The 13907-nt window shown below is 60.5% G+C and carries 11 protein-coding genes; 4 read left to right on the forward strand and 7 right to left on the reverse strand.

The window, feature by feature from the left end:
* Position 1 precedes the first annotated feature (1 nt).
* The 7 genes from B3605_RS07205 to B3605_RS07235 all read right to left on the reverse strand — a co-directional run bounded on the left by B3605_RS07205 (position 2) and on the right by B3605_RS07235 (position 10484).
* A complete protein-coding gene (locus B3605_RS07205) occupies positions 2 to 1246 on the reverse strand; it encodes an ROK family transcriptional regulator (protein WP_409457184.1) in 1245 nt (414 codons plus the stop codon).
* Between the two features lie 132 nt (positions 1247 to 1378).
* Entirely contained in the window at positions 1379 to 4399 is a 3021-nt protein-coding gene (locus tag B3605_RS07210; RefSeq protein WP_296433436.1) for an alpha-mannosidase, read from the reverse strand.
* Between the two features lie 26 nt (positions 4400 to 4425).
* Positions 4426 to 5268 (reverse strand): carbohydrate ABC transporter permease, encoded by an 843-nt coding sequence (locus B3605_RS07215; RefSeq protein WP_112973574.1) that lies wholly within the window; start codon positions 5266 to 5268, stop codon positions 4426 to 4428.
* Positions 5265 to 6197 carry a carbohydrate ABC transporter permease gene (locus B3605_RS07220; RefSeq protein ID WP_296433440.1) on the reverse strand — a complete coding sequence of 311 codons (933 nt, stop codon included), beginning with the start codon at positions 6195 to 6197 and terminating at the stop codon, positions 5265 to 5267. Before B3605_RS07220 ends, B3605_RS07215 begins: the two co-directional genes overlap by 4 nt.
* An 85-nt stretch (positions 6198 to 6282) precedes the next feature.
* Complete coding sequence (locus B3605_RS07225; protein WP_113010728.1) at positions 6283 to 7566, reverse strand: extracellular solute-binding protein; 1284 nt, start codon at positions 7564 to 7566, stop codon at positions 6283 to 6285.
* A 372-nt stretch (positions 7567 to 7938) separates the two neighbouring features.
* Positions 7939 to 8616 carry a carbon-nitrogen hydrolase family protein gene (locus tag B3605_RS07230; protein ID WP_296433441.1) on the reverse strand — a complete coding sequence of 226 codons (678 nt, stop codon included), beginning with the start codon at positions 8614 to 8616 and terminating at the stop codon, positions 7939 to 7941.
* A gap of 539 nt (positions 8617 to 9155) precedes the next feature.
* The gene (locus tag B3605_RS07235; protein WP_296433442.1) at positions 9156 to 10484 is read right to left on the reverse strand and encodes a PLP-dependent aminotransferase family protein; all 1329 of its coding nucleotides are present in this window, start codon (positions 10482 to 10484) and stop codon (positions 9156 to 9158) included.
* 101 nt (positions 10485 to 10585) lie between these two features.
* Between B3605_RS07235 and B3605_RS07240 the strand changes: the two genes are divergently transcribed.
* The 4 genes from B3605_RS07240 to B3605_RS07255 all read left to right on the forward strand — a co-directional run.
* Positions 10586 to 11566, forward strand: coding sequence for a nitrate ABC transporter substrate-binding protein (locus tag B3605_RS07240; RefSeq protein ID WP_296433443.1), 981 nt, complete (start codon positions 10586 to 10588; stop codon positions 11564 to 11566).
* Between the two features lie 39 nt (positions 11567 to 11605).
* Complete coding sequence (locus B3605_RS07245) at positions 11606 to 12496, forward strand: ABC transporter substrate-binding protein (protein WP_183794217.1); 891 nt, start codon at positions 11606 to 11608, stop codon at positions 12494 to 12496.
* On the forward strand, positions 12493 to 13425 hold the full coding sequence (locus B3605_RS07250; RefSeq protein WP_183794215.1) for an amino acid ABC transporter permease: 933 nt from the start codon (positions 12493 to 12495) through the stop codon (positions 13423 to 13425). The genes B3605_RS07245 and B3605_RS07250 overlap by 4 nt, the downstream gene beginning before the upstream one ends.
* A partial coding sequence (locus B3605_RS07255; RefSeq protein ID WP_296433445.1) for an amino acid ABC transporter ATP-binding protein occupies positions 13422 to 13907 on the forward strand: 486 nt, incomplete at its 3' end. The genes B3605_RS07250 and B3605_RS07255, both read left to right, overlap by 4 nt.

Consider the following 13907-nt stretch of genomic DNA (forward strand, 5'->3'; position numbering starts at 1 on the left):
GTCAACCGGCCGCAACCTTGGAAACCACTTCGGGCCACTGTCCCACATTGTTTGCCAGGCCACCTATCGGGTTGCGGAACCGCTGCGCGGGTTCGGCCGATGGCAGACCGAGACGATGGGCGAGCGGAATGGCCGCAGCGCCGAGGGCTGCCGCATCCTCCGAGCCGGCCGCGCGATGCAGCGACGGCGCCTTGGCGCCGAGACGGCCAATCTCCTCGTGAACGTAAAGCAACAGCTCGTCGATAATCCGGACGGGAAAGCGGCCGCCGATGAGAACGCCCTCCGGATCGACGATTATGCCGATATGAACGATCGCCTGGGCGATCTTGACACTCACTTTGCGCAGCCATGCGCTGACGATTGCGCGTCCGTTCGTATCGAGCGTCAGGAGATCAGCCGGGGTGGAAGCCTCCACGCCGTTCCGCTTCAGGTGATCGAGCAGGATGAACAGTGAAAACATCTCGCCAAGCGGCTGGGTGCTGCCGGCAAACGGGCCATCATCAAACAGCACCGGCAGCCAGCCGATCTCGCCGCCGATGCCGCTGGCACCCTTGTGGCGCATGCCGTCGATCACCAGGCTGCCCCCAAGGCAAGCATTCGCCAGGATGTAGAAGAAGCTGCCGATCTCGGTGCCGAGACCGTATTCAATCTCGCCCAGAGCAGCAGCATTCGCATCATTGTCGATGAAAACAGGATGGTCGGAGATCGCTTCGAGCGCGCCGCGCACATCATAGCCGCTCCAGCGTCGGTATTCCGGCGGAAAGCCGATAACGGGTACTTCACCGAGCCAATCGGGGATGGCAAGGCCGATCCCGGCCAGGCGGCTTTCCTCGATGATCTTGCGTCGCCGGAAAGAGGAGAGCGCATCAGCCATCAAAGCCGCGAAATCATCCGGCAGCAGAAACCGTGCCTCGTGATGAATGCGGCCACGCACCGTACCAACAGCGTCGACAGCAACGATGGTAAGGTGATCGCGGTCAATATTGGCGCCGATCGAAAAAACACCTTCCGGATCGATCTCCAGCTCGATGGCCGGCTGCCCACGCAACCCGTGCCGGCGCCGCGCCTCCATGACGAGGCCCTCGTCGAGCAGGCGCTCGACGATCCGTGTCACAGCCTGCTTAGTCAGCCGCGATTGCGCCGCCAGTTCGGTACGCGAAATCGGCCCGCCGCGATGGATCGCGCTCAGGATCATGGCCCGGTTGGCCGCTGCCGCCTGCTCAGGATTGGAACCCGAAACCTGCAACTCCACTCTTCTCCTTGACCGTGTCGGACATGTTGAACTGCCACAAGATCTATCGAGACTAAGTCATTGTGGCGTAAACGGAAAGAGCCCAGTCACGCCGTGACCGGGCTTTCACCATGCTTTGCTCTCGACTTAGCGCGAGATATGCCAGCTCTTGACCTGGAAAGGCATCAATCCCTCGAGCGGCACGTCGCTCATGGGTTCCTCCATGATGCTCACCGGCCCCTCGTTACGCCATCCTTGCGGTAGCGTCAGGTCAAAGGCACCACGCCGACCGGCGGGCTCGTAGACACGCAAGATCAGGCCATCATTATCCTCGCTCGGCTTGATCGCCGAGAGAGCCGCGCAGATGCCATCCGTCTTGATCGGCTGCCATGCCCCCACGGCACGATCCGATACGGCCAGGGCAAGAAGCGGCTGGTTGAGGTCGTCGGCTTCTTCTCTTACGCCACCCTCGTGCCATGGCCCCTCATGTGGCATCAGCGAATAGGTGAAGCTCTGCAACCCCTCATCGGCCAAAGGGTCGGGATAGATGGGCGAACGCAGAAGTGAAAGGCCGAGTACGTTACCCCTGATGCTATGGCCATACTTGGCGTCGTTGAGGATTGCGACGCCGAAGCCGGGCTCGGACAGATCGGCAAAGCGATGGGCAGGGGCCTCGAACATAGCCGCGTCCCATGACGTATTGGCGTGAGTGGGCCGCTCGACGACGCCATATGCGCATTCGCAGGTGGCACGCGCATTGCGAACGGCGACCGCCGTCAAGGTCCTGAGGAAGGCACGGCGGTCGTGCCAGTCAAGCTCGGTTTGGATATCCAGGCGGCGGGAATTGGCGCCAAGCGACAGGATCTGTGTGATGCGCGAATGGCGCCAGCTGCGAACGATGCGGATCGCGGCGCGGTGAGCCGTGTTTTCGATCAGCTCGATGCTATCAAGCGCGGTGATTTCCTCGCCACGCGCGGCGTAATCCTCCTCGACGTCCCAGGCGTCCCAGTTGCGCGGCTTGTCGGCCGGGTAGACGAAGAGCCGGTTGCCCGCGCCTTCAAGCGCTTCGCGGCCGCTGGGCTTGTGCAGTATGCTCGAAATCGAGCCGTCCTTGGCCAGCGTCACCTTCAGCGTTACGTTCTCGAGGTGGCTGCTGCTGGCCGAAAGACCCGGCTGCGCCTTCAGCGAGGCAATGTCGATGACCGCGATGGCGAGCGGGGCGATGCTGTCGCGTGACGCGACGTGGCTGCCATCGGCGAGTGTCAGCCTGACAGGCCGTTCATCCAGCGACGGGTTGACCACCAGCACGTTGCTGCCGCTTCCCGATGGCAACTGTTTGGCGATGGCCGCCAAAGCGCTTGCCTGCGCGGCCCGGCCATCGGCGATCACGCCGTCGAGTTCTTCCGCGCTGTCGGCATAGACCTCGGCGATCGAAGATCCCGGCAGAATGTCGTGGAACTCGTTCTTCAAAACAACACGCCATTCTTTCTCCAGCGAGGCCGGCTTCTCGCCACCCATGAGATGCGCCAGTCCGGCAAGGGTTTCCGCAGTGATCAGGCTACGCTCGGCCTTGCGGTGCAGGCGCTTGACCACGCTCTGGCTGGTCAGCGTTGCGCGGTGCAGCTCGAGATAGATCTCGCCCTGCCAGGTGGTGAGCTCCTTTTCAGAGGCACTCTTGTGAGCACCCTCGAAGAAGTCGTGCACCTTGGTCCAGCGCGCTGCGGGCAATGCCGGGAATGCACGCAGTTGCTCTTCGCGGACAATCATCTCCGGTGTCACGCCGCCACCGCCGTCACCATAGCCGACAGCCAGAAGCGTCGTGTCGTGCTTGTCCTTCTGCTGGAAGTTCCGCCAGGTGGGCACGAAACAATCCGGCTGCACAAAGCCGTTATAGCCATGCATCGGGTTGTCGAAGGTGTGGGTCAGCACCCGGCTGCCGTCGAGGCCTTCCCACCAGAAGAGGTCGGCGGGGATTTTGTTGGTCTCCGACCAATTCACCTTGATCGTGAAGAAGCTCTTCATCCCGCCTTGGCGCAGAAGCTGGGGCAGGGCGCCGGAGAAGCCGAAGCAATCGGGCAGCCAGCACACGGTGTGGCGAACGCCGAAGGTCTTTTCGAAATAGCGCTGGCCATAAAGGATCTGCCGGCTGAGGCTCTCGCCTGTCGGCATGTTGGTGTCGGGCTCGACCCACATGCCGCCGAGCGTTTCCCATTGCCCCTCTTTGACGCGCTCGACGATGCGCTTCAGAAGCTCGGGATCATCCTCGGCGATCTGGTTATAGTAATGCGCCGTCGACTGGTTGAAGCGGAAGTCGGACGACTGTTCCATCAGCGAGAGCGCGGTGTGGAAAGTACGGCGCATCTTGCGGCGGGTCTCGCGGTAGGGCCACAGCCAGGCAAGGTCGATATGCGCGTGACCTGTCAGCGCGATCTCACCCTGCGGCGGGAAGCGTTCGCGCAGCTGCTTCAGCTCCTTGATCAGCGTGTCGTAAGCCGCGACCACGCTGGCGCGCTGTCCCTGGTTGAGACCTTCAGGTGCGGTTTCGAGTTCGGGCAGCTGCCAGATCTTCTGCTGGCCGACCGACGGCGACATGCGCGCTATATAGGCTGCCGTCGATGACGGCCAGTCAAGCCCGCGCATGGCGGCCTCGGCGATATCGATCAAATGTGGAATGACCTCATGGCCCTCAAGCGTATCGACCGCCTCCGAGATCTGGCGCAAGAGCAGCCACAGCCGGTCGACCGGCTCGTCCAGCCACAAAAGGTTTGCCCGTTCGAGCCGGGGCGCGCGCACCGGCTCGCCGAACGGCAGACGTGCGACCGTTTCTGACGAGATCGCGAGCCGGCGCGACGTCAGGCGGAATTCCTGGTGATAGGGATCAAGACCAAGGCGCGTTTCGTTGCCGGCCTCGTTGGTGATGGTGATGAGGCTTTCGCCGCCAAGATTGAGGCTGAGGCGGGCTTCCTCTACCGGCCAATGTTCCGGCACGCGCGCCGAGGCGGAGAAGCTCACCGTGCCGTCCTTGCGCGGCCATGCTGCGCCGATCGCGATCGGTTCGCCGTCAAAGGTCCAACCGCTGATCTGCACTGTTTCACGGGAGCGCCAGTGTTCGAGTTCCGACATGCGGACGCGGATGCGGTCGAGGCGTTGGGCAAGCGTAAGCGACATGATCATATCCTGATGTTTGAAAGAAATCAGCCCTTGACGGCACCAGCCGTCATGGCGCCGAGAATGAGGCGTTGGAGCGAAAGAAATGCGACGATGGCGGGCACGACAGACACAAGGCAGGCGGCCGCCAACAACTGAATGGAGCTGTCGTTCTGGGTGCCGGCGTACTGGAAGATGCCGACACCGATCGGCATCAGCGCCTCTTTGCTGATCAAGAGGAAAGGCACAAGAAATTGCGACCAGCCGGCGATGACCGAGATGATGAAGGCAGAGGCAATCCCTGGTTTCGCGAGCGGCAGAATGATGCGCCAGAAGACACCGAAATGGCTGCACCCGTCGATCAGTGCCGCCTCGTCGAGGCTTCGTGGGATGCCGTCGATGAAGCCCTTGAGGATCCATGTGACCATCGGCACGGCAAGCGCGATATAGACCATCGTCGCGCCGAAATGGCTGTCGGTGAGACCGATCTTGGCCATGTAGCGATAAAGCGGGACCATGATGACGAGTGGGGAGATCATCTGAAAGGCAAGCAGTACCATCATCCATGGGCCTTTCCCGCGGAAAGGAAAGCGCGAGAAGGCGTAGGCAGCCGGCAATGCCACGATCAGGCAGCCGATCGCGCTCGACGCCGACAGGATGAGCGCGTTCCAAAGATAGCCAGCGAACTTGTCGGAGGAGAGGATCGCGATGAAATTGTCGAGCGTCGGCGACTTGGGGATCAGCCTGGAGACGCCGAGGAACACCTCCTTGCGGGTGCGCAGCGCCAGCGACAAAAGCCAGACCAAAGGCCAGGCGAAGAAGAGGAAGGTGATCAGCATGAAGAGATAGCTGAAGAGGTCGCCGATGCGTTCCTGTCTCGAATTGATCATACCGGTTCTCCCTTCGGCAGAAAGCGGGCATAGACGAGCGCCAGGCTGAGGCTGATGACAAGCATCAGGATCGACAGCACCGCGCCGGCCGCCAGATCATAATTCCGGAAGACGACGTTGAACGTGTAGAGCGACAGAACCTCGGTCGCCCGGCCCGGGCCGCCACCGGTCAGCGAGATGATCGCATCGAAGGTGTTCAGCGTCTGGATGGTGATGAGGATCATGTTGACGAGGATCGCTGCGCGCAACTGCGGCAGGGTGATGTAGATCAGCCGTTGCCAGGGATTGGCGCCGTCCATTTCCGCGGCCTCATAAAGCTCCGGGTCTATCGCCTTGATGGCGGCGTACATAACGACCATCGAAAAAGCCGTTCCACGCCACACGTTGGAGATGACGACCGACCACATGACCATGTTCGGATCGGACAACCACTGAACGGGCGAGGCCCCGAGCATCCTGAGCAGGCTGTTGAGGCCGCCAAAGGGCGCCTCGTTGAATAGCATCTTCCAGATGATGCCGCCGGCGATCCCGGGAACAACCCAGGCGACCAGCGCCGTGGTGCGCACGATGGTCGAGCCGAACAGGCCGCGTTTTTCGCTGCGCACGACCACCTGCGCAATGAACAGGCCAAGCACCTGCTGGGCAACGACGCTGGATCCGGTGAAGACGAGCGTCACCCAGAGGATCTGCAGCAGTTCCGGCTTCGAGAGCGTGTTGGCGATCGTTCGCAGCGTGTATTCCTCGTCGTTGCCGACGAGCGATATGTTGGTGAAGGCAAAGCGGAAGACGTCGATCAGCGGATAGAGATAGAAGACCCCAAGAACCAGGATCAGTGGCATCAGCCAGGGCGCGGGCGAGAGGTAGAACTTTCGCGCGGCAAGCCTGCTTCCGGTAGGCGCAGTCTCGGCCGCAATGCTGAGATTGGTCATCGATCCGTCCGGTCATGTGTCATTGAGATCAGGCAGTCGGCATCGGTGGCGCGGGTGAGGTTACCCCGCGCCACCGATCATCAGCTCAGCTCCGTTTGAAGGCGCTGAGCGAGGCGGTGAAGGCTTCGTCGACGGCGGCTTCCGTCGCCTGCGTGCCTGTTAACACCTTGCCCATCATGATCTGGATCTGGTTGGAGATTTCGGGATAGACGGCAGCACCCGGCCGCGCTTGCCCGACCTTCAGGGCTTCGGCGAAGGTCTTGTTTGCCGGCGTCGAGAAGACCTCATACTTGTCATAGAGGTCGGCGCGCGTCGGCAGCTGTTCTTGCAGCGCGTTGGCCGGCCCCATATAGACTTCGCGGGCAAGGTCGGCGCAGACCTTCACCTTGGCGGCATCCTTGCTGAAGGCCGCGACTGTCCAGCCGCCGGTGCCGGTCGAGCGCTCATTGGCGGTCGGGCCGGGAAGGGGAGAGAAGGTCCACTTGGCGAACTCGTCCTCGTCGAGCGCGGTCTTCAACTGCGCATACTGCCAGTTGCCGCCAACAAAGAGTGCCGTCGTTCCGGCTGCGGCCGCTGCATTGAAGTCGTCATAGCTGCCGAGCGTCGCGACGCGCTTGGGAGCTGCACCCGATTCCACCAGATCACGATAGTAGTTCACGGCCTTGACGAACTTCTCGCGGTTCTCGCCCTCGCCGAAGATCGGCTTGCCTTGATCGTCGACCAGCTTGCCACCCTGGCCCCAGAAGTTGGCGAGCCAGTCAAACGTCGTGCCTTCATAGCGACTGCCGTTGAAGAGAATGCCCTCCATGCCCTCGTCGACAGAATGCAGCGCGGCCTTCTTCAGGTCATCCCAGGTCTGAGGCGCGTCGGGCACGATCTCCTTGTTGCGGTAGAGGACGCGCAGGTCGGTCGACCACCACCAGGCATAGATGTTGCCGTCATCGCCGGTGATGCCCTCGCGGATGAACGGGAACAACTGGCCGATTTCTTCCTTGCTGAAATAGGGCGAGAAGGATTGCAGCACGCCGGACTTCTTGAAGAGCGGCAGCACGAAGGAATCGACCGCAGCGCAATCGGGCGCCGAACCGGACTTCGCCTGCTCGAGCATGCGCGCCTGCTCTTGGCCGATATCACCAGACATCATCTGCAGCTCGATCTGCCAGTCCGGGCGCTTGGCGATGAAGTCGTTGAAGAGCTTGCTGTAACCCTCGGCATAAACGGGCTCGTTGTTGCGCGGCCCGTCTGTCGTCATGCGGAAAATGAGCTTGTTGGGCGCATCGGCCTTGCCGACGATGTCGCCCGTGATCAGATCCTGAGCCGCCGCGATAACAGGCGCGGCCAGGAACGAACCCGCCAGAAGGGCGAGCATGATTGCCTTGTTCTTCACCAGTATTTCCTCCCGATTCAGGATCCCATCCGAGCCGCTGCCTCCACAACAACGGGTCTCCTCCGATCCGTTGACTAGATTAAGTCACTTTTCTTTTGTGTCAAGCAGGTCGAAACGCTCCGTGATTGCACGCACGACGACAAGTAGGATAACGCGGGTGCTGACGATGTCGGAAAAGGTCCGACCCAGGTTGATCTAGAACTCGGAGCGGTTGCTGCTTCTCGGATCGGAGACCATCTTAAGGCGATAGATGTCGCCCTTTCGCGCTAGTGCACGCCACGGTCGTGCCTTTTGCAGGGCAATCTCGTAGCGTGGATCGCGGCGGTCCAGCTCGGCGATCGTAAGATCCAGTTCCTAGGCCGGGATGCATCGCGCCGTCCATTCACCATCCGGTCCGATGATCCCAGCTGGACCTTTGTGGGATTTCTGTGTGGGCGTTGATGCGCCGATCCACAGGCAATTTAGCCCGGCATGTGCCCTGAGTGCGATCTGGAAGTACTCTGCAACTCCGTAAGACGAAAAGAGCACGCCATCCACGCCCATTCGCTCATAACTGGAGAAGACTTCTGGAAACTGCGATTCGATGCAGATGGCAAAGCCAAACCGATAGCCATCGACTTGCACCGTCACGGCATCGTTGCCGGGCGTATACCAGCCTCCTAGCTCGGCGTTCGACAGAAAGCGCTTGTCATATCGCGTTATCAGATCACCTTGCTCGCCGATGACGTAGAGGCAGTTGTGCGGAGGGACGCCGGTTGAAAGCCGGTGCGCCCCGCCGATGACCGCAAAGATCCCGCGCTGCTGGCAAAGCGCGGCAATGGCCCGCAGCTCCACCTCCTGTGTTCGCCAATCAAAGCGCGCCCACTCTTGCGGGGTTTCGATCTGGAACTTGGAGTAGCCCGATAATGCGCCCTCGCAGAAGGTGATCAGTCGAGCGCCACTATCGGCGGCACGCGCGATCATCGATCGTATCGTGCGCCCGTTTGCCTCGATATCGGGGGAGACAAAGGTCTGCGTCGTGGCAAGTTTCAATGCGTCTCTCCTCGTGGTGTTTCAACGTGCAATGTCTCCCCATTCGACGGGCGATGAAACCCCAATTGAAGCATGCCGCACCGGCAGCCCATACGAGTTGTTGATCTCAGGAAGGTTCTCAGAACAATAGACTAAGGATTTCAACCCACCGGGCAAACCGATTAAATCAAGGATCCGGTGGACAAGCCTTCCGCCCTTGCATCTGCCGCAGCAGCAGAGCATTTTGAGACAGGGTTAAAGTCATGGTGGAGAAGTCAGATGGGCGCAGTTCACCGATTCGTATCCGGCGGTGTCGTAGTAATCTTTGCCGCGCTCACGTCCGCCTGCACAACGGGGGCTAACCATAATCCGGCCGACAATTACTATAACCCGCGAACGTCAGCGAACCCGGCTTGCGACGCTGGGTTCAGGCCGACCAACAACTGGACATGCAGCTACTGACGTCCACGCCGCTGCAATCACTCTTTTCATCATCGGCCGTATGGGCATCTACGCGGACCTGTTGTGAGATGCAAAAGATGGTCGGGCTAAGCCACGAATTAATCATGCGATGCCGCGAGGGCAATCGAATCGGCGACCTCGGTGCAGCGATCGGACAGTGTCGCGGTCGCCACGCGCAGGAAGTTTCCCGGCAGTAGCGAGAATTTTGCGCCCGGATGCACGGCAATTCCGCGCGCCGCAAGCGTTACCATCGCGAATGGCTCCGAGGAGACCGGCACCCAGGCTGACAGACCGGCACCGTGCGCGGCGTTGATGTTTCGGTCGCGCAATGCCTGCACCAGGTCGTGGCGACGCCTGGCGTAGATCTCGCGCGCCGCTCGTACAGTCTCCTGCGTAGCAGGGTCGCGGATAAGCCAGGCACCCGCTGCCTGCAGAATGCGGCTTGTCCAACCCGCGCTGAAGCTTCGGAACGACTGGATCTGCTCGACGATCGCCCGCGAGCTCGACAGTGCAGCCAGTCGTAAATCAGGGCCGTGGGTCTTTGAAAAGGAGAATATGTGGATCACCCGGTCAGGGAAGATGTCTCCCATCGATTGCCGTGGCGCATCGGAGATGTCCCCGACGCCGTCATCTTCAACGATCAGCGTATCAGCGCCGCGCAGCACGTCGGCCAAGCCTTGCATGCGTGCAGCCGTGACGGTTTGGCCAGTAACCGAATGAATACGCGGCTGGAAGACAAAGGCGACGGGACGATAGGCCATTGCCTGGCGCAATGATGAAGGTAGTGGGCCTTCGTGGTCGCACTCGACCGGGATGATACGCGCGCCGCGATCCTCCAGGATATCAAGTAGGCGCATCGCCGTGGGGTTCTCGATCGCAACCGCTGCGCCAGGCATGACGAGTGCGTTCATCAAAGTGTAGACGGCGTTGTAGCCGCCGTTGGTGGCGAGAAATGCCTCCGGCTCATAAGGCCATGTTTCTCTGACCGCCGCCTCAAGCTCGGGCAGAATGCGGTTGCGCTCATAGCTATTCAGGTTTTCTGCCGATGCGCCGTACACCATGGCAGCCTCAAGTTTCGGCAGAAGAGTGACGTCTGGAACGGCTGCCGTCAGGTTCAGTACGTCCTCACCGTAGTTACCGGAACTCGCCAGACGCTCCGGCTTGGCGACAAAGCGGTCGCCGCTAACCCATGTCCCATTTCGCCCGCGGCCGCTGATGATCTTCTGGCGCCGCAATTCGCTCCATGCCTCGGAGATTGTTGCCGGGCTGATACCCAAAGCAAACGCAAGATCGCGGATGGCCGGGAGCTTTGTCCCGACGGGCAGGGCGCCGCCACGGATCAGGGCGCTGGTCTCGAGTGCGATCCCCCGAATCGTCCGATCGGTTATTTTTTGGGCAAACCAGGTCGCATCCCGAATGTCGCTCATTTTCGCACCATAATTAATGTTCAATAACGTAATAACATTTGATCAGGCCTATTTGAACATTTAACGATGCGCCAGACAAGAAATTTTGAGAGTGAATGCAGATGCCGATCACACTTCGCCTTGCCCTTCGCGACTGGGACTACATGACCCCTCTCATTCTCGGCGACGTCTCGTCGTCGAAGCTCGACGTCAAGGTCGAGCGGATCGGCACCCTGGTCTCGCATGTTGGTAAGAGCGACACCTGCGACGCGGCCGAAATGTCCTTCAGCCGTTACACCCAGCTACGTTATGACGGCGATCACAGTGTCGTAGGCATCCCGAACTTCATCATGCGTGGCTTCCGCCATCGCTGTGTCATCACCATGAAGGACAGCCCGATTACCGAGCTGTCGCAACTTGCCGGCAAGCGTATCGGCGTCACCGGCTGGCGCGACTCTGGCAATACCTGGACACGCGCTGCGGTGCGCCGTGAAGGCGTTCAGGTCGAGGATGCGATGTGGTATGCTGGGCGCCTGACGGAAGCGCATCCTGTTGTCGATCGGCTGGATGGCTTTGGCCGCCCTGGGCTCATTGAAGCCGCCCCCGGCGAACGTCCGATGGTCGATCTGCTACGCGACGGTCAGCTCGACGCGATTTTCACGCCGTTCATGCCGGATGGTTATTTTGCCAATGGTTCACCGTTCCGGCAGGTTCTTTCTGATTTCCGTGGCGCCGAGCGTCGATATTTCGACGAGGTGGGATATGTACCCGGCATGCACCTTATCGGCATCAAGGCAGAGATCGTGGAAGAGAACCCCTGGATCATTGCTGAGCTTAGCCAGCTGATCGAGGAATCGCAGCGCATGTGGCTGAACAAGCGCCGCAAATATGCAGATACGTCGCCGTGGATGTTCGATGAGCTCCTGAAGACCTCTCTCGAACTCCCTGCGAACTGGGATGAAAACGGCTTTGCCGCCAACGAGAAGATGATCGCCGATTTCTCGGCCGAGCTGCACGCCCAGGGCATTCTCGCTCGCGAGATGACGCCCCTGGAACTCTTCCCGTTCGACACCGACGGCAGCCGCACGGGTGCCAACCTCTAACCGCATGCAACCACGACAGCATTAATAAGGGGAATGAACATGTTGCTGAAGAAAATGACCTATCTCGTCCTGGCAAGCGCCGTGGCCACCACTGCCGCATTGGCACAGGATGCCGCCTTGCCCAAGCCCGCGCTCAACGCCGCGCTGCATGACAAGCTGCCTGACGCGATCAAGACCTCGGGCAAGATGATCTCCGTCAACAACGGTTCGTTCCCACCCTACGAAATCGTCACCGGCACCGTCATGACCGGCGCCAGCGCTGATCTGACCGAAGCCCTCAGCGCGGTCCTCGGCGTCAAGATCGAGCATGAGACGGTCGGTGGCCTGCCGGCGCTGCTCGCCGGCGTTAACTCCGGTCGCTACCAGTTCGCTTTCGGCCCTGTCGGCGACTACAAGGACCGCGAAGCGTCCAACGACTTCGTCGACTGGGTGCAGGAATTCGTCGTCTTCGCGACCCTGAAGGGCAATCCCAAAGGCATCAGTTCGCTCGACACGGCCTGTGGCCAGCGCATCTCGGTCATGGCTGGTGGTTCCGCCGAGCGCGTGATCAAGACCCAGTCGGACAAGTGCAAGGCAGAGGGCAAGGACGCAGTTGAAGTCCAGTCCTACACCGACCAGCCGAGTTCGATCCTTGCCGTACGTTCCAAGCGCGCAGATGCCTTCTTTTCCTCCCAGGCGCCGCTCACCTATTTCGTTAGCCAGGCCAACGGCCAGCTCGAACTGACTGGTGTCGGCCAGAAGAACGGATTTGAGGATATCTTCCAGGGCGCCGTCGTTCCCAAAGGCTCGCCGCTCGGACCGATCCTGATCGACGCCATCAAGGTACTGATGGCCGACGGCAGCTATGCTGCCATCATGAAAAAGTGGGGCCTTGAGAACAACATGATCAAGGAACCCGGCCTCAACCTTGGCGGACAGCTTCCAAAATGAGCACTAACCCCACCACCAATGCACCGCCTTCGGGCGGTGCTGACTTCCGCGACGTCGTTACCGCGCATACGCCGTTCAGAACGGGACGCCTCGTTCTTTGGGCGATCATCGCCATCGTCGTCCTCGATTTCGTCTGGATCGTCGCCAACAACGAGAATTTCGGCTGGCCGGTCGTTGCCCAGTATTTCTTCGACCCAACAGTGATCAGCGGCCTTTATGTCAGCCTTGGCCTGACGGTTGTCGCGATGATCCTCGGTGTCGCGCTCGGCCTGATCATCGCAATCATGCGCATGTCGAACGACCGGTTGGCTAGCGGCTTCGCCTCGCTGTTCATCTGGTTCTTCCGTGGCACGCCGCTGCTGGTGCAGCTGATCTTCTGGTACAACATGTCGACCCTGTTTCCGCAGCTGTCGATTACCATTCCATTTGGCCCGTCGCTCATTAGCTGGGACACCAACGCGGTGATCACGCCGATGACGGCCGCCATTGTCGGCCTGGCACTCAACGAAGCGGCCTACATGGCCGAGATCATTCGCGGTGGCCTTCTGTCGGTCGATCGCGGCCAGGCGGAAACCGCTGAAGCCTTTGGTATGACCAAGGGCAGGGCACTTCGGCGGATTATCATACCGCAGGCGATGCGCTCAATTGTACCGCCGACCGGAAACCAGCTGATCAGCATGATCAAGGCGACCTCGCTCGTCAGCGTCATCGCCATGGCCGATCTGCTCTATTCTGTGCAGTCGATCTATAACCGCACCTTCGAGATCATTCCGATGCTGCTGGTCGCAGTCATCTGGTACCTGCTCATCACATCGGTGCTCAATATCGGACAGAGCTACATCGAAGCCTATTATGGCCGTAGCGAACGCCGCAACGGTGCAACGGCCAAGCCGGCAGCCGTCGCTACTGCAGAGGAGGCAAGCCATTGACCGCCGTCTCCAACACCAAGCCGCTGGTCCAGGCGCGCAATGTCCACAAGTCCTTCGATCATCTAGAAGTACTCAAGGGCATCGACCTCGACATCATGCCAGGCGAAGTCGTCGTTGTCCTAGGTCCGTCGGGCTCGGGAAAGTCCACATTTCTGCGCTGTATCAACCACCTTGAGTCCATCCAGAAGGGTTACATCGAGGTGGATGGTGAACAGATTGGCTACCGGGTGCACAACGACCGGCTGGAGCGGCTTTCGCCCAACGGCATCGCCCGGCAGCGCCGCAAGATCGGCATGGTGTTCCAGCAGTTCAATCTTTATCCGCACATGACGGTTCTGCAAAACATCATCGAAGCGCCCGTGGGCGTCCACGGTGAAAAGCGCAAGGACGCGATCGAAAACGCCAAGCAGCTATTGCAGCGTGTCGGCCTGTCGGAAAAGGCCGATGCCTATCCCCGTCAGCTCTCCGGCGGCCAGCAGCAG

Source organism: Rhizobium sp. UBA1881 (genome assembly GCF_002338015.1).
Lineage (GTDB): Bacteria > Pseudomonadota > Alphaproteobacteria > Rhizobiales > Rhizobiaceae > Rhizobium.

Excerpts from the sequence above, each read along its gene's own strand:
- B3605_RS07210 (WP_296433436.1), bottom strand. The coding sequence starts at position 4,399 with ATGTCGCTTACGCTTGCCCAACGCCTCGACCGCATCCGCGTCCGCATG.
- B3605_RS07215 (WP_112973574.1), bottom strand. The coding sequence starts at position 5,268 with ATGATCAATTCGAGACAGGAACGCATCGGCGACCTCTTCAGCTATCTC.
- B3605_RS07220 (WP_296433440.1), bottom strand. The coding sequence starts at position 6,197 with ATGACCAATCTCAGCATTGCGGCCGAGACTGCGCCTACCGGAAGCAGG.
- B3605_RS07225 (WP_113010728.1), bottom strand. The coding sequence starts at position 7,566 with ATGCTCGCCCTTCTGGCGGGTTCGTTCCTGGCCGCGCCTGTTATCGCG.
- B3605_RS07235 (WP_296433442.1), bottom strand. The coding sequence starts at position 10,484 with ATGAGCGACATTCGGGATGCGACCTGGTTTGCCCAAAAAATAACCGAT.
- B3605_RS07240 (WP_296433443.1), top strand. The coding sequence starts at position 10,586 with ATGCCGATCACACTTCGCCTTGCCCTTCGCGACTGGGACTACATGACC.
- B3605_RS07245 (WP_183794217.1), top strand. The coding sequence starts at position 11,606 with ATGTTGCTGAAGAAAATGACCTATCTCGTCCTGGCAAGCGCCGTGGCC.
- B3605_RS07250 (WP_183794215.1), top strand. The coding sequence starts at position 12,493 with ATGAGCACTAACCCCACCACCAATGCACCGCCTTCGGGCGGTGCTGAC.